Origin of the sequence: Nocardiopsis sp. TSRI0078, from assembly GCF_001905145.1 — a bacterium.
Classification (GTDB): domain Bacteria; phylum Actinomycetota; class Actinomycetes; order Streptosporangiales; family Streptosporangiaceae; genus Nocardiopsis.
In genome coordinates this window covers 397,359-422,898 of record NZ_LWLB01000023.1, presented here as the reverse complement: position 1 = coordinate 422,898, position 25,540 = coordinate 397,359, and the positions used below count along the sequence as shown (strand labels likewise).

Annotated in this window: 14 protein-coding genes; 3 read left to right on the top strand and 11 right to left on the bottom strand. The window is 71.2% G+C overall.

The annotated features are described in order from the left end of the window. The first annotated feature begins 34 nt into the window (after window positions 1-34). The 3 genes from A6A08_RS16140 (at window position 35) to A6A08_RS16130 (ending at window position 2,073) form a co-directional block, all read left to right on the top strand. Complete coding sequence (locus tag A6A08_RS16140; protein ID WP_083609144.1) at window positions 35-472, top strand: hypothetical protein; 438 nt, start codon at window positions 35-37, stop codon at window positions 470-472. 208 nt (window positions 473-680) lie between these two features. Continuing rightward, entirely contained in the window at window positions 681-1,652 is a 972-nt protein-coding gene (locus A6A08_RS16135) for a bile acid:sodium symporter family protein (RefSeq protein WP_073703409.1), read from the top strand. A 163-nt stretch (window positions 1,653-1,815) separates the two neighbouring features. Then, window positions 1,816-2,073, top strand: coding sequence for a hypothetical protein (locus A6A08_RS16130; protein WP_073703563.1), 258 nt, complete (start codon window positions 1,816-1,818; stop codon window positions 2,071-2,073). Between the two features lie 121 nt (window positions 2,074-2,194). On the opposite strand, the gene A6A08_RS16125 is transcribed toward A6A08_RS16130, so the two are convergent. From A6A08_RS16125 to drmD, 11 genes are all read right to left on the bottom strand, one after another. Beyond that, complete coding sequence (locus A6A08_RS16125; protein WP_073703408.1) at window positions 2,195-2,521, bottom strand: hypothetical protein; 327 nt, start codon at window positions 2,519-2,521, stop codon at window positions 2,195-2,197. Window positions 2,522-2,620: 99 nt separating this feature from the next. Then, complete coding sequence (locus A6A08_RS27665) at window positions 2,621-2,905, bottom strand: hypothetical protein (protein WP_143181778.1); 285 nt, start codon at window positions 2,903-2,905, stop codon at window positions 2,621-2,623. A gap of 566 nt (window positions 2,906-3,471) precedes the next feature. Further along, window positions 3,472-5,745 carry a DUF262 domain-containing protein gene (locus A6A08_RS16120; RefSeq protein WP_073703407.1) on the bottom strand — a complete coding sequence of 758 codons (2,274 nt, stop codon included), beginning with the start codon at window positions 5,743-5,745 and terminating at the stop codon, window positions 3,472-3,474. 54 nt (window positions 5,746-5,799) lie between these two features. Then, a complete protein-coding gene (locus A6A08_RS16115) occupies window positions 5,800-7,917 on the bottom strand; it encodes a UvrD-helicase domain-containing protein (protein ID WP_073703406.1) in 2,118 nt (705 codons plus the stop codon). 66 nt (window positions 7,918-7,983) lie between these two features. Further along, a complete protein-coding gene (locus tag A6A08_RS16110) occupies window positions 7,984-9,675 on the bottom strand; it encodes a serine/threonine-protein kinase (protein ID WP_073703405.1) in 1,692 nt (563 codons plus the stop codon). Continuing rightward, a complete protein-coding gene (locus tag A6A08_RS16105) occupies window positions 9,672-11,552 on the bottom strand; it encodes a class I SAM-dependent DNA methyltransferase (RefSeq protein ID WP_073703404.1) in 1,881 nt (626 codons plus the stop codon). The genes A6A08_RS16110 and A6A08_RS16105 overlap by 4 nt, the downstream gene beginning before the upstream one ends. Then, window positions 11,552-12,328 (bottom strand): DISARM system phospholipase D-like protein DrmC, encoded by a 777-nt coding sequence (gene drmC / locus A6A08_RS16100; RefSeq protein WP_083609143.1) that lies wholly within the window; start codon window positions 12,326-12,328, stop codon window positions 11,552-11,554. Before drmC ends, A6A08_RS16105 begins: the two co-directional genes overlap by 1 nt. Further along, a complete protein-coding gene (gene drmB, locus A6A08_RS16095; protein WP_073703402.1) occupies window positions 12,325-14,238 on the bottom strand; it encodes a DUF1998 domain-containing protein in 1,914 nt (637 codons plus the stop codon). The genes drmC and drmB overlap by 4 nt, the downstream gene beginning before the upstream one ends. Further along, window positions 14,238-18,179: a DISARM system helicase DrmA gene (drmA, locus tag A6A08_RS16090; protein ID WP_073703401.1), complete on the bottom strand. Its 3,942-nt coding sequence runs from the start codon at window positions 18,177-18,179 to the stop codon at window positions 14,238-14,240. The genes drmB and drmA overlap by 1 nt, the downstream gene beginning before the upstream one ends. Next, window positions 18,172-22,281 (bottom strand): Eco57I restriction-modification methylase domain-containing protein, encoded by a 4,110-nt coding sequence (locus A6A08_RS16085; protein ID WP_073703400.1) that lies wholly within the window; start codon window positions 22,279-22,281, stop codon window positions 18,172-18,174. The genes drmA and A6A08_RS16085 overlap by 8 nt, the downstream gene beginning before the upstream one ends. After that, window positions 22,278-25,451 carry a DISARM system SNF2-like helicase DrmD gene (drmD, locus tag A6A08_RS16080; protein WP_073703399.1) on the bottom strand — a complete coding sequence of 1,058 codons (3,174 nt, stop codon included), beginning with the start codon at window positions 25,449-25,451 and terminating at the stop codon, window positions 22,278-22,280. The genes A6A08_RS16085 and drmD overlap by 4 nt, the downstream gene beginning before the upstream one ends. Window positions 25,452-25,540: the final 89 nt, after the last annotated feature.

The following is a 25,540-nucleotide window of genomic DNA, read 5'->3' as shown; positions in this document are numbered from 1 at the left end:
CTCCGAAGCACACACGTGGTCCAGGAGGTGGGCCATGGTCCTCGTCGCGCTCGTCACCGCCCTCCTCCTGGTGTTCGCCCTGACCCGCTTCCTCCCCCTCGTCCCGGCGAACCGGATGTTCGTGTTCGACAACGGCGTCGCCGTCCAACTGCTCGGCATCCGCACGGAGAACGTGGGGGGAGAGGACCACGTCGCCTGGACGGTCAGCGTGATGAACCCGACGGGCACGGACCTCGCACTGGCCCCCTCCACCACCTGCCGCCACGTGCTTTTGCCACGCGACGCCGGAGTCCGGGGAGCCCCGGTCAGCCACGACGGGGCCCTCGAGGCGCCGGCTCCCGAATCCCTCTCCTGGTCGGAGGCGTGCCCCTCACCGGGCTCCGGGCAGTGGTGGCTCTACACGCTCTCGTTCGAGGACCGGACCGGCGGGTTCCGCTATCCGGCCCTCACCTTCGCCGGGAAGGCGCACTGAACCCCGCGCCGGGCCCCGGCCGACGGCCTCCGTGCACGGCGCGCCGCGGACCGCCTGTCCCGCTGACCGCCTGTCCCGCGGTGCCCCGGCTCGAAGGAGCGAGGCGCCCGAGGACTACCATGACCGCGCGGCGACCGACCCACGGCGGCGGCGACCGTCCGGGGGCCGGTGTCCCGCCGCCCCGGATCACACACGGGAAGCAGCAGCCATGACCCTCATCAGGAACATCGCCGACCTCGTCGGCAGATGGTTCGCCCTCCTGGTCCTCGCGGGAGGGGCCGCGGGCCTCCTCGCCCCCGAACAGGCCTCCCTCATCGCCCCGCACATCTCCCTGCTCCTGGGCGTCATCATGTTCGGCATGGGGCTGACGATGCGCCCGGTGGACTTCGCCGTCGTCGCCAGACACCCCAGGGCCGTCATCCTCGGAGTCCTGGCCCAGTACACGGTCATGCCGTTCCTGGGATGGGCGATCGCCCAGGTGCTCGGCCTGCCGCCGCTGCTGGTCGTGGGCATGGTCCTGGTGGGCGCCTCACCCGGCGGCACCGCCTCCAACGTCATCGTCTACCTCGCCCGCGGCGACGTGGCCCTGTCGGTGGCGATGACCTCGGTCTCCACCCTGCTCGCACCCCTGGCCACCCCGCTGCTGGTCCTGGGCCTGGCCGGCTCGACCCTGCCCGTCCCGGCCGGGGACCTGTTCGTCTCGATCCTCCAGGTCGTCCTGTTCCCCGTCGTCGCGGGCCTGCTGCTGCGCATGGCGGCCGACCGGTTCGTGGAGAGGGTCCTGCCGGCGATGCCGCTGGTGTCGGTCACCGGCATCGTCGTCGTGGTCGCCGGCGTGGTCGGAGCCAACGCCGACACCGTGCTCTCCACCGGCCTCCTGGTGGCCCTGGCCGTGGTGCTGCACAACTGCCTGGGCCTGGGGCTCGGCTACCTGGTCGGTATGGCCGTCAAGCTGCCCGAGGCCGCCCGGCGCGCGGCCAGCGTCGAGGTGGGCATGCAGAACTCCGGCCTCGCCGCCGCCCTGGCCACCGCCCACTTCGCGCCGCTCGCCGCCCTGCCCGGCGCCCTGTTCTCCGTCTGGCACAACATGTCCGGCGCGCTCATCGCCACCTACTGGGCCCGCCGCGCACCCGAGGGCACCCCCATCGAGACCGCCCCGGAGGACTCGCCCCGCTCCTGAGCCCGGCCCCGCCGCCCGGACCCGTCCGGGCGGCGGGGCCGCACGGGCCGAACCGGTTACCCGGGCGGAACCGGGTTCACACATCTCTCCCTGGCCTGAACCGGACATCCGTCTTCTCGTGATCAATTCACAACACACGGTGACGCATGCCAGGCTGTTGCCCATGCCAGAGCATCGCCGCCCGTTCTCTCGCCTCCGCTCCGGACTCCTCGCACTCACCCTCACCGTGGCCCTGGGCGACCCCCACGCCCTCCTCGTTCCGCGCACTCCCGTCCCGTACGCCGCGTCCGCCGCCTCGTCCGGGGAGAGGGAGGGCGCCCCGCGCCCGCGCGGGGGAGGCGACCGCCCCGGGAGCCGCTGCCCGCTTCCCCGTAAGGCCTGGCGGAGCATCATCCCCCACCCCCGCTGCCACTTCGACTGATACGCCCCGCCACGCCGTGAACCCGGTCGGCGCCGCCGACCGGATCAGGGCCGTCCCCGCTGACCGGGGCGTACGGGGCCGGGCGGAAGGACCACAGGAGTCCGCGCCCGGCCCGCACGGGTCAGCCGGCGTCGAGGAAGCGGTGCCCGAACTGCTCCAGGCGGCTTCGCGCCCTGCCCAGCTCCTCCTGGGTGAACAGCGGGGAGAACTCCGGACGCAGCACCAGTGCCTCCACCGTCAGGTCCAGCCGGCCCCGCTCCCCCAGGTTGGAGAACCCGTCCGAGATCGCCGGGGCGTTGAGGAGCCTGCGTGCGGTTCCCAGCGGACCCAGCTCTGAGAGCACCGTGTGGAAGGACGGGGCGGAGAACCCGGACTCCTGTCTGGCGCGTTCATGAGCCTTGGCCGGCGCCCGGCCGAAGTCCGCGCTCGCCGACTCCGGGGCGGGCACTGCGCCACACCCCCAGGAGTCCATTCAGGATCGAAGCGCTCGTGCAGGCGGCGCTGGCCTTGGTCATTGCCCAAGAGCGAATCCGTTGAGAGGACCTCGTCAGATCCAGCGGATGTGTTTCAGCGTCGGGACCACCCGGGTGACGGTGTACAGCGCGATGGGAGCCGCATGGCAGCTCGAATCGAACAGGGCTCGAAGTTCGTTCCTGGTGCGGTCGCCCTCCTTGGCGCCCAGGAGTTCTGCTTTACTTCCAAGGCCGGTAATCCCTTGCGCGAGCGCAGCCTGGACGAGCTCTTTCCCGCAGATCTCTTCGAGGCTCGCAAGCGATGGCGAAGTTGCCGAAGGCCAGTCGTTCTTCCCTGGCCGGACCGTTTTCACGGACATCCATTCCTGGTCTCGGACTCCTGGGACTTCGTGGATTCCAGCACGGCGTTTTCCATGCAGGAGTGCGAGAGGCATGGGCATGTCTGCGGGCATGGGGTCCGGCATGAGGGGACATAGGTCCCGCTCCCCGTTGTCCCAATGAGTGTCCCGGATGGTGATACTCATATGGCCTTCGATGCTGAGGGTCCAGTCGTGGACAGTGCCGGTCGCGGAAACCTTCCGGCAGGTTTGGCCACTTGCCTTAAGGGTGTGGCGCGGAGGGGTGAGAGCGAGGTGTTCGCCGATGGAAACAGGCATGAGAAAGTGACTCTTTCGGGGGGTGAAATGCGAGATAACCCTGATTTCTCGGGTGGCTCCAATTTAATATTAGCATGCCTTTGCGTCGACGCGGTTTCGCTTCGGGACCGATTCGCCAAGGTGCTGAGAAAAATCACCGGGGTGATTGGAAAAGGTTCTGGTGGAAGCGGCCGGGTACGCCCTGTCGGCGGACCCGGTCCTCACGTTCCCGGAAGGAGCCCGGGGCGGTGGTGGTCAAGCGCTGGCCTTCCCGCCCCGGGGCCGTGTCCCTAGCTGTCCGGGAACTCGTACCCGAACTGCTCCAGGCGCCCCCGCGCCCGTTCGCGCTCCTCGTCGGTGAACAGGGGGGAGAACTCAGGGCGCAGCACCAGCGCCTCCACCGTCAGGTCCAGGCGGCCCCGCTCCCACAGGTTGGAGAACCCGTCCGAGACCGCCGGGGCGTTGAGCAGTCTGCGTGCGGTTCCCAGCGGACCCAGCTCTGAGAGCATGCCCAGGAAGAACGAGGCGGTGTAGCCCGCCTCCGTCTTGGCCCGCTCGTACACCGACACCATCGCCTCGCCGAAGGCCGCTGCGTCGGGCCCGCCCTCCGCGAAGCCCTCCTCCGGGACATCCTCCGGCACCGGCTCGGCCACCGGGTGCTCGCCCGCGGAGTCCTGTCCCAGACGCCTGACGAACCCCGTCAGGGAGTCCACCGACGTGAACACCTCATAGCCCAGTTCCTGCAGGCGGGGCAGGTCGGCCCGCTCCGGGTCCAGTTCCAGGACGACCGGCCTGCCCACCCCGTGCTGGAGCCCGTCCGGCCAGAACGCCTCCGCCTCGGCGATCACTCCGCCCCGTTCGGGGTCGTTGATCGCCGTGTCCAGCTCCGGCTCCGCGTATCCGGCCTCACGCATCTCCCCGATCAGTGCCCGCACCTGGGCGCCGCGCGGGTCGGCCGTCTCCTCGGCCGTCACCGTGAGCGGACGCAGCTCCCTCTCCTCGGGCGCGGTTCCCCGACGCAGCCCCTCCAGGAAGGACTGCGCGGCCTCGGCCAGCAGCTCCCGTCGGGCGGCCAGGAAGTCGCGGTAGCGCTCCGGCCTCCACAGTGCGGAGTCGGTGGGGATCCACTGTGAGGCCAGCACACCGGGGTGCGCGGCCTCGGCCTCGGCCAGGTACTCGTGCGGTGCCAGCCGACCGACCTCCAGGTCGTTCCGCTCCGTGAGGAAGCAGAAGTTGGCGATCGCGTCGGCCTTCGCGTCGCGCCCACGCAGCAGCGGGGTCGGGAAGAGGGTGTGTCGCCGCAGCTGGCTGTGCGAGCCGAGCGCTTCGGCGGTCAGCTCCTGGCCTGTCGCCAGGTCGCGGGAGCCCCTGGCCCGCACCAGCAGGTACAGCAACGGGTAGAAACGCGATCCCTGCGTCCCCTCGAAATCGTGCGGGCGGACCCTGAGGGAACCGCTCCGGGAGCGCTCCAGCGCCTTGATCAGCCCGTCGACCCCGCTGCGCTCCGCGGTGTCGAAGTCCCGTTGCAGGGTGCTCTCGGTGGGACCGTTGTAGCGGCCCCACAGCGCCGAGTGCATGTACCAGTACAGAACCTTGTCGCGGTGCGCCCGGTCGTCGAACCCGCCACCGTTGAGCTCCAGCAGCCGCACCGCGACGATCAGCGAGGAGTGGCTCTTCAGAACCCGGTCGTGGTCCAGGCCCAGTCTCCCCGAGACCGCCTCCAGGAGCGTGTCGGTGTGGGCGACCGTCCGCTCCAGCGCGTCGCGGAAGTCCTCGGCCCTCACCTTGGACATCTGCTCGAACCGGGCCTTGCCCGTGGCCACCGCCATGGTGGTCCGCAGCAGCCAGTCCAGTGTGAACTTGTACCCGGTCCGCTGCCACCGGTCGATGGCCGCGCGCATCACCCTGCGCGCGTCGGGCCACTGCGCGCACACCTTGGCCAGCGCCAGATCACCCTTGGAGAGCTTGGTACCCCCGGAGTTGACCCGGTTGAAGATCCCGACGACCTCCTCGACGTCCTTGTCCGCGCCGGTGATCTCCTCCTGGTGGAACTCCCTCTCCGTCATCTGGCGCAGCTGGTTCAGCCGGTCCAGGAAGGTCTCGGCCTGTTCGGGGAAGGCGTCCGCGAGCGGGCGCATGTAGTGCATCGCCCCCTTCGTGAACAGCTCGGTCACGTTCACCCACCGCGCGTCCCCGGCCATCCGGTTGCGCGCGTAGAAGGCGAACTCCTCGCTCTCCACGTTGAAGTACAGGCCGGTGAACGCCTTGGCGTCGCCGTCGAAGAAACCGGGCGGACACCCCCTGACGACCCCGTACAGCGAGGTGATGCGCTGCTGGCCGTCCAGCAGCATCAGGTAGGTGCCGTTGCCGGTGGCGCCGCCCCGAGCGGAGACCCCGGTGTCGGAGGTCTCCCACAGCAGCAGGCTGCCGACCGGGTGGGACAGGTACATCGACCGCATCAGGCCGCGCACCTGGTCGCGGTTCCACACGTAGCCGCGCTGGAACTCGGGGAGCAGGATCGTGCCGGAGTCGATCTGGTCGAGGAGTTGGGACAGTTTCGCCATGGTGGGGGACTTCCTCCGTTCGGTGGGACTTCGTGCGCGGGTGCGCCGGGCCGATCAGGCCCGGTTCACCAGCGGTTCCAGGAACGGACTGGGCTCCTGGTGCCAGCTCACGCTCAGCTGCTCGCGTGCGCGTGTGCACGCCACGAACAGCAGGCTGCGTTCGCGCAGCAGGTCCCGGACGTGCGCACCGGGATCCTCCTCCTCGGGTGTGACGCTTCGCGGTGCGGGCAGTTGGCCGCTTCCGGCGCCGACCACGGCCAGGCAGCGAAACTCCAGCCCCTTCATGCGGTGCATCGTGCCGACCGCCACCCCGGCGCCGTCCCCCGACGGGTCCCGTGCCAGGGACACGGCCGGGACCCCGGCCTCCTCCAGGGCCAGCAGGGCCTGGTCCGCGGCCCGGTTGGAGCGGGCCGCCACCCCGATCTCGGCCGGCAGCACCCCGGCGTCGAGCCAGGCGCGGACCGTCTCCTTCAGGTGCGCCGACTCCGCCTCCCGGGTGGCGAACCCCTTCGCCACCGGGTTCTCGCCGCTCATCTCCGAGCGGCACCCGGCCAGTGACTCCGGTCCACCGTCCAGGTCGTCCACGGCCTGGCCGTGCATCAGCCCCAGGCTCCATCCGAGGATCTCGCCGGTGGTGCGGTAGTTGATCCGCAGCTTCGAGGCGCGGCCGCGCACGTCCACCCCGACCTCGCCCAGGGTGATCCTGGGCCCGTAGATGCGCTGGTGGGTGTCCCCGGCGATGAACATGTCGTCGGGGCCCTCCGGCGCGGCCGCCCGCAGCAGCCGCCACTGGTGGGCGCCCAGGTCCTGGGCCTCGTCCACCACCACGTGCCGGAAGGGCTTGTCGGTTTCGGGGCGCTCGGCCAGCAGCCGGGCCGCCTCCTCGCACACGGTCTCGTGCGTCCACAGCCCGTGTTCGGACAGTTCTCTCTGGAACTCCCACACCGCCTGCCACACCCGGGCCTTCTGCGTGGGGGCGAGCCCGCGCCCGCGCCCGGTGCGCTTGGCCCGCAAGTACTCGGGGGCCGACTCCACGCGTTGGGCCAGTACCACCTGGCGCCACTCCTCGGCCAGGAACGCGGGGGACAGGTCCACGCCCAACCTGTCGGTGATCCGCCGCCACAGCTCCCGCTCCCGGTCGGGGGTGAGCAGGTTCGGCCTGCCGTGCGCCTCCCGGAACACCCGGTGGGCCAGCCGGTCCACGTGTTCCACCCGCACCCGTTCGGCCGCCCCCGGGTCCCCGGTGGTCTCGGCGAGCAGGGCGAGGTTGCGCTCCAGCGCCTCGGCCAGGGTCGAGGTGAACGTGGTCAGCAGCACCGGCCCCAGGCCCCGCCTCGCCAGCTGGTGGGCGCGGTGCAGCGCCACCACGGTCTTGCCGGTCCCCGGGCCGCCGCTGACCCGGGCCGGGCCCCGGTAGGAGGCCTCCACCACCGCGCGCTGCACCGGGTGCAGGTAGATCCGCCACAGGTCGAAGGGGTGGGCCAGCGCCGTCATCAGCTCCTCGGGGCCCTCCACCAGCACCACCCGGTCGGAGCTGCGCCGCACGGCCGCGTCCAGGTCCTCGGGGTCGATCTGCTCGGCGCCGATCGCCGCGCCCATGTCGTCCCAGACCTCCTCGGGGCTCATCCCGGCGGCCAGCCCGCACAGCACGTCCCACTGCACCGGTGGCAGCAGCCCCTGGGCCGCCTCCAGCTGGAAGGCGTCGGTCAGGGTGCGCGCGAAGGCCCGGGTCTGCTCGTCCACCCCCAGCCGTGCCAGGTCGGCGTCCGCGACGTGTCCGAACAGCCGGGTCGGCGCCTTGCCGGCCATCTTCTCCAGGTAGGGGATGCTGGAGTCGATCGCCTCCACGTCGCGCAGTTCGATGCCGCCGGTCGCCATGTTGACCGACGCCCTGCGCGTCTTGGCCCACTCGTAGGCCTTGTCGTGCGGCAGCACCTTGAGCAGGGTGTAGGTGTCGCCCTTCGCCGGTGCCAGGACCACCCCGCGCCAGAACTGGTCGATGCGGATCGTGCGGAACCGGTCGTCGCGGGCGTGGGTGATCTTCTCCAGGTGCAGGCCCGCGTGGGTGGCCTCGTCGAACTTGGCGAAGACCTCGGTGACCCGGTCCTGCACGGGTTTTTCGAGCTTGGCGAACTCCGTGAGGAAGTCCTTGTGGATGGCGAGCTGGGCCACGGCTTACCTCGTGTGGTCGGTGAGGGGGAAGGGGCGCGGGGGAGGGGGTGGAACGGCGGTGGGGGGTCAGTCGGGAGAGGGAGCCTCCTTGAGCAGGTCGTCGACCTGGGCGACGGCCGGGTGGTCGGCGCCGTGCAGGCGCACCAGGTCCGCGCGCAGCTCGCGCAGGGTCCGGGCACCTTCGGCCAACCGTCCCAGGGTCAGTTCGAGCACCCCGATCTGGCGGCGCAGCTCCAGGGGCCGGTGGTCCTCGGGGCCGTAGGCGGCGATCTCGTCGTCGAGCAGGGAGGCCAGACCGTTCAGGGCGGGTTCCTCGTCCCCGCCCATGGCCAGGCAGGTGGCGTCCTGGAAACGGCACCGGAAGACCAGGCTCTGGTCCTCCTCCCCGGCGTCCCGGGCCAGGTCCCGGGCCAGTTCCGCGTACAGCGGCCCCGCCTGGCGGAAGTTGCCGCCCTCGAACAGGGCGTTGGCCTGCTCCAGCCGCAGCTCCACCACCTCGGAGTCGGTGGGCCCGAACACCGAGGAGGCCCGCTCGGCGGCCTCGCGCAGCGTGGCGGCGGCCTGCCGGTACCGGGCGGAACCCACCAGTTCGGCGGCCCTGGTGCGTGCCCTGCGCAGGTCCTCCCTCCGGGGCCCGGACCCCCCGTCCTCCGGGGACGCCCCGGTCGTCTCCGCTCCCCGGGACACCTCCCCGGGTGCGGGACGCCCGGCGGAATCCGCCGACCCGTCGGCCGGAACCGTGCCGCCGTCCCGAGCCGTTCCAGCCGCGGCGGAACCCCCGCCCGCCGGAGCGGCCCCCTCCGCCGGGGTCTGGCGGATGACCCGGGACAGCGCCCTGCCGTACATCAGGTGCGGGTTGGGCCGCGAGGGCGGGTGGAGCACCCCGGGGATCGACTCCGGCGCGTCCACGAAACCGATCAGCCTGCCGTACACCTCCACCGCGTCGGCGGGCCGGTCCTCGGGGTGCTTCTCCAACAGGGCGGTGACCACCTCCGCCAGCGCCCCGGGGACCTCCGGGCACAGGTCCCGCACATCGGCGGGACGCTCGGTGGTCTGCTTGGACGCCACGGCGAAGGGCGTGGAGGCGGTGAACAGCCGCTGCCCGGTGAGCATCTCGTGCAGGACGCAGCCCAGCGCGTACAGGTCGCTGCGCTGGTTGGCCCTGCCCGTCATCAGCTGCTCGGGCGCCATGTACTCGGGGGTGCCCGGGCTCTGGCCGGTCCGGGTGATCTGGGAGGCCTCACCGCGGTCCAGCATCACGGCCAGCCCGAAGTCCAGGACCTTCACCGTCCCGTCCGCCTCCAGCATCAGGTTGCCCGGCTTCAGGTCCCGGTGCACCAGTGAGGCCCGGTGCGCGGCGGCCAGTACCGAGCACACCTGGGCCGCGATCCCCGCCGCCCAGCCCACCGACAGGCGTTCCTGCTCGGCGACCAGGTCGGTGACGCTCACCCCGTGGACCCGCTGCATCACCAGGTAGGGGCGCTTGTCCTCGTCGGCGCCCGCGTCGAAGACCGCCGGGACGCCCGGGTGCTGGAGCCCCGCGGTGATCCGCGACTCGCGCACGAACCGCTGCACCATCTCGGCGCGCTCGTCGTCGCCGGCGTCGGCGGGGAAGCGGATGAACTTGACCGCCACCTCACGGAGCAGGCGGGTGTCGTTGCCCTCGTAGACCTCGCCCATGCCGCCGCGCCCGAGCGGCGTGGTGTTGAGCTCGTAGCGTCCTTCCAACAGGCGCTTTCCCGGCGCCGATCCGCTCATGTCCCTGACTCCCGCGGTCGCAACTCGCCTTCCCGAAGCCCCCGGCTCCCCAACTCTGCCAGCCGCCCTCCCAGCCCCGCGACCCGTTCCAGGAGTTCCCGGTTGTGCGCCAGACGCTCCCAGGCGCGCGCGTGGACGTGCTGCTCCTCCAGCGACAGATCCGGCAGGCGCAGCGAGCGCACGTCGGCCCGGCCGCTGGAGGTGCGGGAGGAGGAGACGGCCTCGGTCCCCACCGCACCGGCGAGGAAACCCGGGTCGGTGCGCCCCCACACCGGTCGCAGCGCCAGCAGGCGCGGCCCCAGCGCGGTACCGCCCTCCTCCACCACGCGCACGGGCGCGTCACGGACCGTCTCGGCCACCACCACGTCCCCGTACCGGAGCATCACCAGTCCGGGCACCCGGTCGCACCGGCCGCTCGGCCCGCCTCCGGAGCGCACGTCGCGCACGGTCAGCACCGGCACGTCACCGCTCTCGGTGCCCATCGCCATCGGCGCGCGGTGCAGCTCGACGGCGCCCGCGTCCACCAACGCGCCGACCGTGGTCATGGGGGTGTCCCCGGCCGACGCCAACTCCAGTGCGCGCGAGAGCGCGCGCACCTGGTCCAGGAGGTCGGCGAACTCGCCCAGCAGGGCCGGGTAGCGGACGGCGGCGCCGCTCCTGGACGCCTCGTCCAGGTGCCGTGAGGGCCGCAGGTCCACCTCCTCGTCCAGGAGCGGGCCGACCTCGGCCACCATCCGGTGCGGACCGGGGGGCACCGGCTTCCCGTCGGCGAAGTCCTCCCACACCCGAGCCGACTCGGCCTGGTCCGCCGAACCGACCAGCAGAACCCCGTCACCGGTGCCCCGCGCCTCCTCCGGGCGCACCAGCACCCACACGTGGCGTCCCGGCTCCGCGCCCGCGCCGCCGGGCACCTCCAGCACGGCGCGCAGCGCGCCCGCCCTCAGCAGGTTCGCGCGGATCCGCCGCCCGCCCGGCCGGTAGGCCACCGAGGCGGGCAGCAGGACCACCACCCGCCCGCCGGGCCGCACCCGCGACAGGCAGTGCTGCACCCACGCCAGTTCGCCCTCACCCCGGGGCGGCAGCCCGTACACCCACCGGGGGTCGTCGGCGAGCTCCTCGTAGCCCCACTCGCGGTCCCGGAAGGGCGGGTCGCACAGCACGGCGTCCACCCGGGAACGCGCGAACTCCGGGGAGCGCAGCGAGTCGCCCGCGGCCGTGGCGCTCACCCCGTGCGCGACGGTCAGCAGGGCGGTCGCGATGTGCAGCGCGTCGGGGTCGCTGTCCTGGCCGAGCAGGGTCGAGGCGCCGCGCCGCCGCGCGGCCGTCAGCAGCACACCCGTGCCGCACGCCGGATCGAGCACGCTGGCGCCCTCACCGATCCCGGCGAGCTCCGCCATCCACGCGGCCACCTCCGAGGGGGTCTCGGCCCGGCCCCGCTCCCGGACCAGGCGCGCGCACAGCTCCTTGAACACCGGCTCGGGTTCGTCTCCGGCCAGGACCTCCCCGGCCAGGTCCACCCACTCCTCGGGGATCCCCTCCGGCCTGGATCCCACGGGCAGCAGGTCGGTGAGCAGCCGCCCCGCGTAGGCCAGGAACTCCGTGAGCCGCACGTCCGGGACCTCGGTGCGCACCCGCTGCCACAGCAGATCGGTCCGGTCGGCCTCGAAGGCCTTGCCGTGCTCGCGGCACCACGCGCGTACCGCCTCCAGCGCGAACAGCGGGTTGGCGGAGGTGCCGTCCACCTGGCGGGGGAAGTCGTCGAAGCGCCGCCGCCAGTTGCTCACCGCGGGCCTGCGCACACCGGCCAGCCGCGCGATGTCGGCCGGACCCACCAGGGCCCGCGACGCGCGCTCGCCGCCGCCGCTCCCGGCGCCCATCACGCACCCCCCACGCGCACCGGCGCGAGCACGCCCCGCGCCTGGAGTTCGGCGACGTGCTCGGCCACCCGGCGCGGCGTGGCCCCGCCCCTGACCAGCAGCCCCGCCTCCATGTTGGTCGCCACCCCCGACTGGGTGAGGTTGGCGCTGGAGACCAGCAGCACCCGGCGGTCGGCCACGGCGAGCTTGCCGTGCATCTTGGCGCCCCGGGCCCCGCGCCGCCCGGTCGGCCAGTGCCACAGCCGCACACCCTCGATCCCGGTGAAGGCCTGCCCGGGCTCCTCACCGCTCATCGCGCCACCGGCGCCGGCCAGGGTCTCCACCACCGCCGACACCGACACCCCCCGTTCCACGGCCCGGGCCAGCGCCTCGCGGATGTCCTCACGCCGCCGCGCGGAGTAGGTCATCAGCACCAGTTCCTCACGGGCCTCGTCCACCACCTCCAGCAGCGCCTGGGCGGTGGAGCGCACCGGAACCGAGTGGCTGGAGGGCCCGGTCCACACCGTCTCCACCGACACCGCGCCCGACGCGGCGGCGTGCCCGGAGGCCAGCCCGCGCAGGAACGCGGCGGCCTCGGCGGCGGGCACGCCCTCCCGGGCGCGGGAGGACAGCAGCGGCGCCACCGCCTCCCGGTCGCGCACCGATCCCAGGACGGCCTGGTCGGGCCAGCCGTCGGCCAGCAGCGAGGCCGCCTCGCGCAGGGCGGCCGGGCCCAGGGCGGAGGAGGCCGCCGCGGCGGCCTCCTCGAAGGACATGTGTTCCAAGGGATGTGTCACGGAAGCTCAGGGTAGAGGGCCAGGTCCGGATCGCCCACCGGGACCACGAACCTGCGGTCCAGGAACCGGTTGCCGCGCTCACAGGTGGTCTCGGACACGAACAGGCACACGTGGCAGGCCGCCCCGTGCAGGAAGTCCGCGTTCGCCTGCGGCAGCCGCTCGGCGCACAGGGGGTCGGAGGAGCACCGCATGGCCCCGCGCAGCGCCTTGCGCACCAGGTACACCAGCCGGTCCGGTTCGGCCTGCGACACCAGCCCGCCCAGGGTCCCCTCGGCGTCGGGCACCGCCGTGTAGATGAGGATGCCCCCGCGCGGGTCGTCCTCGGTCCCGGCGTAGACCCGCTCGGACAGGCTCGCCGCGTTGTACCCGCAGTCCAGGGCGATGGTGCGGATCAGCAGGTGCGACAGGGTGTGCAGGGCGACGTAGCGCGCGCCCGGCCAGTGCCGCATCCGCTCGAAGCCCGACCCCACCCGGTCGGAGTAGCGCTTCTCCCGGAAGGTGCCGTAGGCCTCCCGGTGCAGTTCCAGGGCGTGGCTCTCGGCCACCCGCTTCTCCCAGGCCGAGAGCAGGTCCTCGCCCACCCGCAGGAAGACGCCCTCCCCGCGCACCTCGCTGGCCGGAAGCCACGTGGGCGCCTCGCGCGACAGGCGCACCGTCTGCACCATCATCGGGTCGTCCAGGTCGGGGGAGTCCAGGCGGGTGAACCCGGTCAGCACCCGCACCTCGCGCAGCCGCTCGGCCTGCACCACGTCGGCGAACACGCCCCGTAGCTCCTCGGGCACGCCGCCGTCCGGGCGGCGCAGCGTGAAGTCGGGGTGGGGCTCGTGGGTGTCGGCGGCCGACAGGGCCCTCCACTCGGCGGTGCGCAGGGCCTGGTGGCCCGAGGGCGCGTCGTCCTCATCGCCCCCGGCCTGCCCGGACAGGACCGCGCGGCGCCGCTCCACCGCCTCGTGCACGGTGTCGTCGTCCCACTTGCCGAAGTGGTCGCGCATGGGCGGGGCGAACTGGCGCAGCACCTTGTACTGGTCCTTGGGGCTCTCCTCCAGCATGTCCCAGAACTTCTCCACCAGGGAGTCCAGCTCGCCGGTGCCCTGCTCGGAGGGGACCGCCAGCGTCGACAGAAGCTCCGAGAACCACTGGTTGGAGGCGCCCAGCACCAGGGTCTTGGGACTCTTGCCGCACCCGTCGGGGTCGAAGGTGCCCAGGTGGGGGTGGCGTCCCCGGCACAGCGGCAGGTTCTCCTTGCCCCGCTCGCCGCCCGCGTCGCGCATGTTGCGGTGCTCATCGCAGTTGACGCAGGTCAGCTCCACGTTCGCGCCGACGTTGCCGCCCCGGTCCTCCATCCTCAGCAACGGCTTCTCGGCCTTGGCGCAGTCCTGGCCGCGGTGCACGAAGTGCACGTAGGGGAACTCGTCCAGGTGGCCGTCGGTGCACGCCAGCACGAAGCGGGCCGGGACCGCCAGCGGCTTGGCCCTCTTGTGCTTGCCGACGTTGTGGACGAACCGGGCTTCATGCGGCCTGCGCGGGTTGGTGTTCTCGAAGGAGAGCATCCCCGAGTCCAGGTTGACCAGCTCGTCGCAGGCGGTGCAGCGGAACCACGACGGGAACGGGGTGGTGGGCACCCCCACCCGGGCGGCGGGACCGCCGGGATCGCGCTCCAGCCCCTCGGTCCACGGGGCCGGACGCAGCTCCTTCACGTTGTGGTTGCCGGGCTGTTCCTGGATCACCCGGAGCAGGCGCGGCTCGACGATGGGCTCCCAGCCGTAGGCGTGGGTGTGGTTCCAGTCGTCCAGCCCGCGCACCAGCACCGCGAAGTTGGGCAGGTCCACCAGCGATCCCACGCCGCTGGTGAACATCAGGTGGCTGGGCCGGACCGAACCGACCCTGCGCCGGTGCGTCTCGCTGTGCATCAGCCCTGCTCCTTCCCCTGCCCGGCCGGGGCCGGGGTCTGGTCGTCCTCGGTGTCGTCGTCGCGCGCGCTCGTCGGCGCGAACGACCACGGCGGCTCGTTGAGCACCGGCCGGAAGAAGTCGCCGCCGCCGGACACCAGCAGGTTGATCTCGTTCTCGGTCTCGCGCATGGACATGCCCACGGTGGTCTCGCCCCAGGAGCCCTCGCCGGGCTTGGTCAGCAGCCCGCGCAGCTGCTGGCGCTCCCTGGTCGAGCGCTCGTACCCCAGCCGGGTCGAACCCGTGCGGGCCCGCTTCCAGTGGTCGCGCAGGCTGTTGATCCGCTCGGCCAGGTAGTCGCGGCCCCGCTCGCCCGCCACGAACTCGGCGCGGGCCAGCATCCGGGCGGCGACCTCCTCCACCGCGTCCCCGTCCAGGTCGACGTCGTGCGCGTCGCCGTTGCGGGAGAACTCCTCGACCGCGTTGCGCACCGCCGCCACGAACGTCGCCGCGGTGCCCCGGTCCAGGGCCCGCCGGGTGAACGGGGTGACGCTGAGCGCCTCCACCTGCCGGTAGAAGGTCGCGTGGTAGTACCCGAAGTCCTCGAAGTGGCCCAGGTCGCGCGGGCGCGTCCAGTTGTACAGGGTCACCACCAGGCCCGGCCGGGCGGCGTCACGTCCCACCCGGGAGGAGGCCTGGATGTACTCGGCGGTGTTCTTGGGCTGGCCGGTCACCACCATCAGCCCGAACCGGGACACGTCCACGCCCACCTGGAGCATGGAGGTGGCCAGCACCGAGTCCACCGGGTCGCGGCCCTCCCGGTGGCGCTCCTGCTCGCGCCGCACCATCGGGTGCGGCTCCACCTGCCGGGAGGCCGAGGAGCGCGACTCCCACGCCCGCCGCGCCTCCCGCCACGCGGCGGCCAGCGCCCGCCTGCGCTCGCTGGTGTCCAGTTCGGGGTCGAACCCGGTCTCCAGGCGTTTGAGCACGTCGCTGATGTCGGCCGAGGAGATGCGCGAGGTCAGTTCCTGGACGTGGAACATCGACGTGCGGCCGCTCCGGCTCAGCCGGTTGCGCATGCCCCGCTCGGTCCCGTGCCTGCGGGCGCGCACCGTCACGTCGTCGTCCATGTGCCGCCGCATGCCCGCCAGCTCGCGGGTGGCGTTGAAGTAGCCGACCGTGGTCATGTACGGGTCGGCCGGGGCGCCGTAGGTGTCGAACAGGTGCTGCCCGGCCAGCGCGAGGATCTCCGCCAGGCGGATCTCGGCGGCCTTCAGCCGCACCCCGTGCGCGCACACGCCCAGGTAGCGCCGCCCCGGGTTGGCGGGGGTGACCTCGACCTGGGTGGAGAAGAAGGTGTCGGTCACCTCCGTCACCTGCGGCGGGAACACCTCCAGGCCCCGACCGAACACCCCGCGCACCTGCTCGCGGGCGCGCTTGGTGGTGGCGGTGGAGGCCACGATCTTGGGCGAGGTCCGCCTGCCCGATGGGGTGGTCCACGAGGTCAGCTCGTCCACCGCCGCCTCGAACAGGCCCACGGTGGTGCCCAGCGCCCCCGCGATCAGGTGCAGCTCGTCCTGGATGATCAGGTCCGGCGGGCGCAGCCGCCGCACCGGGACGCTCTCGGCCTTGGGCAGGCCGCCCTTGGCGTTGTGGCGGCCCCGGCACCCGGTCTTCTCGTCCAGGTCGGGGTGGCGGTACCCGTGCCGGGGGCAGTACTGGCCCACCCGCCCGAACAGCATCCCGGCGAACCCCCGCCAGGGCAGCTGCGCGAGCTTGTCCACGGTGGCGATGAGCAGGCTCGGCGCGAGCCGGTAGATCTCCTCGTCCACGGTGAGGATGGGCAGACCCTCCGCCGAGCGGCGCTCGGAGAACGGGCAGGCGTCCGCCCCCTCGCCGTTGGCGCAGAACAGAAGTACCCGCCGGGTGTCCTCGCGCGGGTCCAGGTCCCGGTGGGCCTGGAGCTTGGTGCCGCACCACGGGCACGACAGGGTCTGGAGCACGTTGGCGCGCTCGCCCCGGCCCCGCTCGCGGGCCTCGGCGATCTGCTTCTCGGCCTCGCCGAACCAGTTGGGCGAGACGCCGCCGCCCACCCACAGGCCGATCCGGAAGGGGCGCTCGCCCCACGTGGCGGGGTCCTCGGCGCGCTGCACCTCGGCCGCGCACACCAGGGCCGCGGCCCGCTGGAACTGCTGGGCGGTGAGCAGGCGCAGGGTGTAGCGCATGAGCACCGCCACCCCGTCGCCGCCGTCGCGGGCGTCCACGCCCGTGCCCACCACGCCCTGGAGGCGCCGGATGGCGAAGGTGAAGGCGGTCAGACCCAGGTAGGCCTCGGTCTTGCCACCACCGGTGGGGAAGAACAGAAGGTCCACGGTCGCCTCGGGGGAGGCGGCCCGCTCGTCGTGGTCGGGGTCGGTGATGGCCGGAAGGTTGAGCAGCACGAACGCCAGCTGGAAGGGGCGCCAGGACGCGGCGGACGCGCCCCGCCCGCGCACGGCCCTCTCCGCCTGGGCGTAGGAGACCTCGGGGTCCTCGCGCAGCCGGGAGATCTCGCTGTGGCGGCGCTGGTCGGCCATGGCCCGGTTGGCGAACCGGAACGCCTTCAACGCCTCTCCGTGCCGGGGATGGGCGGGGTCGGTGAGCAGGTCGACACCTGCGCGGATGCGCTCGGCGGCACGCCGGGCCTTGAACACGGCCGTCTCGGCGGTCGGGCGCAGCGCCTCGGGCAGGTCGGCGGAGGCCGCCTCGCGCCCGTCCAGCCAGGCGGAGTAGCCCTCGGCGAGCGGCAGCAGACCCGCGCGCAGCGCGTCGGTGCCGGTCTCGGGCGAGGCCAGCACGTCCATGGACAGCTGGGCCGAGGCCAGCGCCGAACCCGCGCCCACGGCAGCCGTGGTGGCGGGAACGTCGTGGTACGGCAGCCAGGTGGTGGTCAGCCGGTGCGCGCGGCGCGCGCCCTCGGCCACCTCGGCGTCCACGGCGACGTTGCGCCCGTCGGCGTACTTGAGTAGGTCCCGGTAGAGCAGCCGCAGGTGCAGCTCCTCGGGGTCCTCGGAGGCGGGGGAGGTGTCGGTGAGGGGGTCGTCCACGGGCAGGAAGACGGGGGAGGCGCCGTCCAGGGCGGTGACCGACATCCGGGCCTGGAACAGCCACATGGTGTCCCCGTTGGGGTGGACGGGGATGCGGTTGTTGACCAGGTTGAGTTCGACCGTGCGGCGGGGGAGGCCGTCGCGGTCCTCGCGCACGGCCACGGCCAGGTAGACGCAGGGGGAGTCGGGGTCGGGGTCGGTCAGCCCGTGCTTGAAGTCGGGGCCGCGGGTGAGGTCGACATCGACCTCGTACTCCTTGGGCTCGCGCGTCCAGGCGCTGCGCTTCTTGCCCTCTTCGGTCTCCACGGTCTTGCGGGCGTACTGGCCCCAGGCGGCGCGCACGTGCACGGAGGTGGTGTCGGCGGGCACGGAGAAGGACAGGCCCATGGTGGAGGCCCACATGTGGCCCAGGTTCTGGGGGCTGGTCTTCTCGGGCAGCTCACCGGCCTCCTCGCCGGAGGCGTTGCCGTCGGCCTCGGCGTCGGAGTCCATGAGCTGGTCGGCGGCGTCCCGGGAGGAGACGGGCGTCTGGTGGCGGGGGCCGAGCATGCCGACGAGGTAGCGCTCGCGCGGGCCGGAGTAGCGCCGGGGGATCTCCTCGGTGGGGCCGTCCCAGGGACCGAGGAGGTCGCGCTCCAGGAAGTGCTGGAGTTCGCCGCGCACCTGGAAGGAGGTGGCCTCGGGGAACTCCTGCGGCTGGTCGAGCGTGGCAGCGAGTTCGGCGTCACGGGTGGCGTTCTGAGCGGCGCGGAGTTCGGCCTTGGTGGGCTTCTTCGCGGTGGGGGAGTCGGTGTCCTTGGCCGTGGTGGTGGAGGTGTCGAGCGCGGTCTGCTCGCCGTTGGGGTTGGGGAAGAGTGCGTCGTTGGACTCAGACATCGAACAGCGTCCCTTCCTGGGCGGCGGACTTGCGCTTGCCCTTCTTGTCGTGCAGGCCCTGCTTGACCTCTTCGGCGTAGCGCTCGTGGTTCAGTTCGAGGAGGCTGTCGAGAACCTCGCGCTGCGCGGCCGGACCGATGGTGTAGCGGGTCTCGCGGCCGACCTTGTGGAACCCGTGGTCGAGTCCGCCGACCTCCTCGATGCGGTCCTCCCAGCCGTAGGCGCGGATGGTGGCCTCGTCGATCGCGCGGTGGATGGCGCGGAGTTCGACGATGTCGGAGTCGTTGCAGGTGGGGTCGAAGACCAGGTTGTAGGTCTTCGTCAGGCCGCTGTTGCGGGAGAGCATCACGTCGCGGCGGTAGGTGTCGAGACGGTCACCGAGGTCCCGGAGTTCCTGAGTGAGTTCCGGCATCGCGAAAGTCTCGAACACGTCCGAGGGGGTGTAGCGGAGGTCGGTCTTCATGGAGGAGCCCCGTGACTTGGCCCACCAGTAGTGCGGAGAACTTGACAAGAGAGCCAACATGGCTGTGTCGTCACTCGCAAATACCACGGTAGCGTCACTGAATACCTGACCTGTAGGTACCAGTGCGGGCATGGCTGTTTTGGTGTGGCGAGTAATAATTATAATTCGACCAAGGCTGGAAGTGGCCTTCGTCATTGCCGGGCGCTTTTCTCCATATTGCCAGTACTTCTGAGGAAGTGGGTTCCTTAGCTTGAAGCTTCCATTGGGCTTCTTTCTCTGTCGCTCCGGTTTGACTAGTTTTTCGATTATGGAGAATGGTTTGGCGTAGCTTCGTGCCTTTTCTTCTGGCCAGTCGTGAAAGTTTATTACCCAGCGGCTTGCTGTGAATTCTGGTTCTGTGTTGAGGTCTTGTCCGTTGAGGTAGGGGAAGAGGACTTCTGAGTTCCTCTGATCGTCTTCTATCATTCCTTGGGCGTCTTCTGTCTCTACTGTGAAGCCCAGGCCGAGGACGATGGTTCCTTGGAATGAAATCCCTTTATTTCTCTTTAGATTTTTCGGGTTTCCCTGAGTACGAGATGCTGCTTCCAGGGAGGGGCTAATTTCCGGTACCAAGACTCCGTTGGCGATGCGAGGGATTTGTGGAGGTACTTTGGCTCGACTGGTCCAAGTGGCGCAGTACTCTAGAGCTGCGCTCTTTGATGGCCAAGGTTTGCTCTTGATTGCTTTTCGAATGGTTACCTTATTGGTAATGAGTTGGTCTAGGCCGATTTCTCTTGTATCGCCCTGCGCGAGTGTGTTGGTGGCGATAAGGCCAGATTGCCCATCCTCATTGATGACTCGGTGGGCCATCAGTAGGAAGTATGCTACAAGGTCGGCGCTGCCTCGGGTGTCCATTCCGATGTTATGTACCAGGTGCTCGCGGTAAACAGTCCCTAGGCTCCCTGTGAGCTTCTGTCCGCCTAGGAACGGGGGATTCCCAATTACTGCGTCAAAACCGCCGTTCTCAAATACCTCAGGGAAGACCAAAGGCCAGTGCAGTGGCTTGCGCTCGAAAGCTTCCTCTGGACGGTCAGTGTCCAGCCATTCCTTGGCCTTGATGCGTGCATCGGCTTCGGCGGTGTCCAGGCGGCTGGCCAACTCGGCAGCCTCCAGAAAACCCTGGTTCATGCCGCGCTCGCCCCGTCCAGCGTTCGCCAGTGCCGCACCCACCACCAAGTCAGCGAGAAGACGGGCACGCCCGGTTTCCAATTCGGCTTCACCCAGCGCAGAGCGCTTGCGGCTCAAGCCTTCCAGGGTGGTGCCGTCGATGTCCGACAGCTTCCGGCGGGATTCGGCAACTCGTCCGACAAGCTCGCGCACTCCCGCCGTGAAGTCGATCGCGGCGTCCTCATGCAGCTTCCGACCCTGCTTCGGGTCCATGTGCATGTACTCAAGCTGCTCAAGCGATGTAATGCCCAGCAGCGAATCCCCGGCCGCCAAACGGTCGTCCAGGAAGGTGAACGGCCTCTGCGGGTCCATCGACACCAGCCACAGCGACAGCTTCGCCATCTCCACGGCCATCGGGTTGACGTCCACTCCGTACAGGCAGTGCTCGATCACCTGCCGCCGGGCCTCGATGACGACTGCGTCGTCATCGGTCCGAAGATCGCCCTCCTTCGGCGTGTAGCCCTCGACGCGCGGGTCCCCTTCCTTCACCCACGCCTCGATGAGCCGGTCACCCAGATAACGCGCCGCAGCCACCAGGAACGCTGCCGAGCCCATCGCGATGTCGGCGACCTTCAGCGCGAGGATCTCCCCGCTGCTCTTGAGCTTCCACTCCTTCGTGTCCGCCGTCTGGAGTGGCCCCGGCTCGTACACCAGCGGCTCCAGGGCACCCTCCACGACCTCCTCGGCCAGGAACCTGGGCGTGTAGTGCGTCCCCGTGTTCTTCCGCAGCGCCGACTCGGTGACGTACAGCTCCCCACCGCGCACCACCATCGGCAGCCCGCGCAGGTCGTTGCGCAGGATCCGGTAGAACGGCAGCAGCCGCTCCACCAACGCGTCATCCCTGCCCACCGCGCCGCGCAGCTGCTTGTCGGCCTCGGTCCGCTCCTCCTTGGACAGCGGTGCCAACGCCTTGGCCAGCTTCTTCTTCGTGCCGATCCCGGAGTCCTTGTACGCGGTGGCCAGCTCCTCCGCCAGCGCCTCCACGTCCGTGTGCCGAGCGGCCATCGCCTCCAGGTCCCGGAGCTGAACCTCCGCCTCCAGGCCCTCCTTGCCGACCAGCCCCACCACGATGTCCTCGGCCCGGAACCCGTCGAAGGCCAGCAGACCCTCGTACACGTAACCGATCTGCTCCACGTCCAGGGCGCGGAAGGAGAGCTTGCGCAGCTCCGCCGCCTTCCCTCGCCCGACCTTGACGTACTGCACCGCCTTGAGCATGTGCAGCACCGTCCGGTCGTCGATGTCCAGCGGCATCCACGGGAACGTCTCGGGGTTGAAGAGCGATCCGTCCAGCGGGTGCATCTTCAACCGGGGATGGTCCACGCCCTCGTACACCGCGCGGAACAGCGCCAGCAGCCGGTGCCAGGCCGCGGTGGTCTCCTCCAGGTCGTTCTCGGTGCCCTCCCGGGCCAGCGCGTCCAGCTCCTCGTACAGCCCGCCGGCCGAATACGAACCCGCGTACAGGTCGTTGTCACTGGGCAACAGACCCCGCTCCTCGGCGAAGAGCAGGAACACCACCCGCATCATCACCGACACCGCGCCCCGATACACGTCGTGCGCGGGCACACCGCTCAGGTCCCGATCGCCGCGCTCGCGCGCACGGGTGTCGGCCCGGCCGATCGCCGCGACCAGCAGTTCCACCGCCTGGCGCACCTGCACGCCCAGCGCCTCGGTGACCTCCTCCTGGGAGTCCAGGCTCCTGTGCAGCAGCTGGACCAGCTGCTTGTCGTCGGCCACGGTGAAGAACCGACGCCGGTTGAGCAGCGAGTAGAACGCGTGCAGCACGTCACGCTCGGCGGCGTCCGTCCACAGCGAGGCGTCGAACAGCGCGGTGGTGGTGACCCCGCCGCGCGGCGCCCACACCAGCACCCACCAGCGCCCGTCGGTGGCCAGGCCCAGCTCCACCCCGTGGTGGCGGCACAGCTGCGCCAGTCGGTCGGCGGGGGGGGCCGACCAGGACTCGCCCTTGACCCGCTGCACCGGGGACTGTCCCACCGGCAGGGTCAGCCCCAGCAGCCGGACGCTGTCGGCCTTGACCTCACCCTCCGGTTCGGCGTCGGGCTCGGTGAGCACGAACGACGGCGTCACGGCGGTGTCGTGCTCGGCCACCTCCATGGCCAGCGGCTCCAGGCCGTCGGTGCGCAGGGTCTCGCGCCAGTCCAGCAGGTCCCTGAGCACGTACTCCACCCAGGCGTCCCGCCCGGCCTCGCGGTGCTTGCCGGTCGGAGCGGTCGCGTCGCGCCAGAGCGTGGCGGCCCGGCGCAGCTCCCTCCTCTGCTCCGGCTCCAGAGGGTCGAGCTTGACGGGCCAGACCTCGCGCAGCACCGGCAGGGTCAGGAAGGGGCCGCTGACCTCCACCAGCCCCAGCCAGTTCAGGTGCTGCTGGCGGGAGTCGTCAGCCGCGGAACGCTTGCCGCGGGATCGGGGGTTGCTCATCGGACGGCCTCCTTGCGGGGAACGACGAAGACGACGGCGACGGGGAAGGTGTGCGGGTCCTGCTTCGCGTAGCGCTCGGCGATGGCCGCCAGCTCGCGCTCGCGCTCACCGTCCAGGGCGGCGAGCCGCTCCTGCCACTTCATCCTGTCCTTCCGGTACTGCTCACGTTCTTCCTTGGTCTGGGTCTGGGACCGCCCGAACAGCGCGTCCTCGTCGTCATCGGAGGCCAGCGCCTCACGCAGCGACGCGGCGAACTGGTCCAGCACGCCCGTGACCCGGGCGCGCTCGTTCTCCTCGCGCTCCTTGAGCACGCGCCTGAGCGACTCCAGGCGGGTGTCGGCACGCCAGTCGATGGCCCGTTCCAGACCCGCGCGTCCGCCCGCGCGCTCCCAGCGGTCCCGTATGCGGTTCCACACCGCGTCCGACAGCGGGCGACCGTCGTCCAAGGCCCGGTTGAGGATGCCGCCCAGGGTGCCCAGGTTCTCCAGGCGCCGGAACCGGCCCGCCTCGGGCAGCCACCCGCCCGAGTGCAGCACCTCCTCGTGCAGGCGCAGCCCGTCCGCGCCCACGAGCACGAACCGGGAGTAGGCGCCCACCAACACGTCCTCCAGCTCCGGGTCGTCGCTGACCACGGCCGTCACCCGGTTCAGGCCCACCCGGTCGTTGGACACCGCCGTGCGCAGCAGCCCGATCGACCGCGCCACCAGCGGGTGGTTGAGGTGGGCGAGCACCACGTCGTCGCGGCCCTTGGCGGTCTGGGCGTCGAAGGTCACCGGCAGTTGGCGCGGCTCGGCGCCCTGCGGGGTTCCCTGGGAGGCCTTCTCCGTCAGCCCCTCGGCCGCCCTGACCCACGAGCCGGTGAACGCCGGGATCTCGTACAGGTCCTGGGCGGCGTGCTCCTCGTCCTCGTCGATGTGCGGGCGCAGGCCCGGCTGCCGGGCCAGGTCCAGGGCGGTGTCCACCACCCGCTTGACCCGGTCGGGGGTCAGCGCGAGCGACTCCACGGTCTCGTCCAGGTTGCGGCGCAGGCGCTGCACCCGTTCGCGGATGTTGGAGTCCGAGGGCACCCGGCCCTTTCCGCCGGCCTTGGCGGTCTCGGCGTCCAGGTCGGCGCTCTGGCCCAGCATGCGCCGCTGCACGGCGTCGGAGATCACCGCGTTGACCGAGCCCAGGTCCTCCTCCATGCGGGCGACCTTGGTGGCCACCCGGGACAGGAACTCCAGGTCGGCCTCGAAGGAGTCGGTGGCCTTCTCCCAGCCGGTGCCCACGAAGTGGAAGACCTCCGGGGGCTTGGTCTGCCCGTACCGGTCGATGCGGCCGATGCGTTGTTCCAGCTTGTTGGGGTTGAAGGGGATGTCGTAGTTGACCAGGCGGTGGCAGTGCCGCTGGAGGTCGATGCCCTCGCTGGCGGCGTCGGTGGCGAGGAGGATGCGCAGCGGGTGCTCGCTCGGGTCCTTCTGGAAGGCCACCCGCAGCGCCTCGCGCTCCTCGGTGCCCATCCCGCCGTGCAGTTCCTTGACCGGCTCGCCGTCCAGCCCGGCCTGGGCCAGCAGCGAGCGCAGCCAAGCCTGGGTGTCGCGGTACTCGGTGAAGACCACCACGCGCTCGTTGGTCCAGTGCTGGTCGGGCTTGCAGATGGCCTTGAGGTGGTCGATGAGTTTGCGGGCCTTGGCGTCGGGCTGGGCCTCGTGCGTGGCGGCCCAGGCGCGCATCCGCTCCAGCAGCGACTCCTCGGTCTCGTCGGCGTCGGGCTGGAGGGGACGGGCGCGGTCCAGGGCGTCGTCCTCGGCCTCGGCGAGCTCCTCGTCGTCGTAGGTGGCGGTCTCGTCCCACCAGTCATCCATCCACTCCGGGACCTCGTCCGCCTCGGCGGCGGCCGACAGGGAACCGCCGGTGCGCGAGCGCAGCGTCTCGCGGTAGACGTCGACGGTGTGCCGGAAGGCGGCCGGGCTGGAGAAGAGGCGCTTCTTGAGCAGCAGGGTGACCAGGTCGGTGGCGCGCCTGCCCTTCTTCGTGGTGAGTTTGGCGCGGCGCAGCTCGGCGAAGCGGGTGAGCAGGGCGTGGATCTCGCGCTCGCTGTCGGGGTAGGTGACGGCGAGTTCCTTGGTGACGCGCTCCAGGAAGCGCGGGCTGCCGTCGGCGTTCTCCACCTCGCGCTTGAGACGGCGCACGACGGTGTCGCCGACCGCCGTCCGGTCGGGTTCCACGCCCCGGGCGAAGCGCTGGTCGTCCAGGATCTCCAGCAGCGCGGTGAAGGACTGCTGGTAGCCGTTGTGCGGGGTCGCGGACAGGAACAGCCGGTGGGTGAAGTGCGGGGCCAGCTTGCGCATGAGCTTGGTCTGCTGGGAGTCGACCGCGTACACCTGCTTGGGGGCGGCCGGGGCCACGTGGTGGGCCTCGTCCAGGATGAGCAGGTCGAAGGTGCGCGGGTAGCTGGGGCCTTCGGCCGGGAGGACCTCGTCCAGGAGGCGTTGGGCCTTGGCGCCGCGCAGCCAGGGCAGGCTGACGATGGTGAGCCGGTGGACGTTGAAGGGGTTGGCGGCGCTGCCCTTCTCGCGGCGCACGGCCGCGGCCCGCTCGGAGTCGACGATGGTGAAGTCCAGGCCGAACTTCTCCTGCATCTCCTCCTTCCACTTCAGCGTCAGGCCGGCCGGGCACACGATCATGATCCGCTGGGTGCGGTTGCGTAGGAGGAGTTCTTGGGCGACCAGTCCGGCCTCGATGGTCTTGCCCAGGCCGACGTCGTCGGCGAGCAGCAGGTTGACGCGGGGGGCACCGAGGGCGCGGGAGACGGGCTCCAACTGGTAGTCCTCGATCGCCACGCCGGAGCGGAAGGGCGCCTGGAGGCTGCGCACGTCGGCGGAGGTCACCGCCGACCAGCGCACGGCGTCCAGGAATGCGGCGAGCTGCTCGGGGCGGTCCGGGCTGAGGTCCGCGATGTCGGGGAGGGAGCCGCTGGGCAGGAGTCTGCGTCCGGGTTCGACCTCCCAGAGCACGTCGAGGGTTTCGCCGTAGCGGCCCTCCTGGATGCTCTGGAGGGTGACCATGGTGAAGGACTCACCGGGGTCGACCCCGCTGACCACCCATTTCTGGCCGCGTACCTCGACGAGGGCGCCGGGGGAGAGTTTCGGGGGAGCAGAGGGGGAGCCCTCTGTGGTGCTGCTGGGCATGGCGGTCTTCCTGCGTCGCGCCGGGTGGGGACCCTGCCGTCCTCGGCGGACCGGGCGGCGGCGGGGGATGCGGAACCCCAACCTATGCC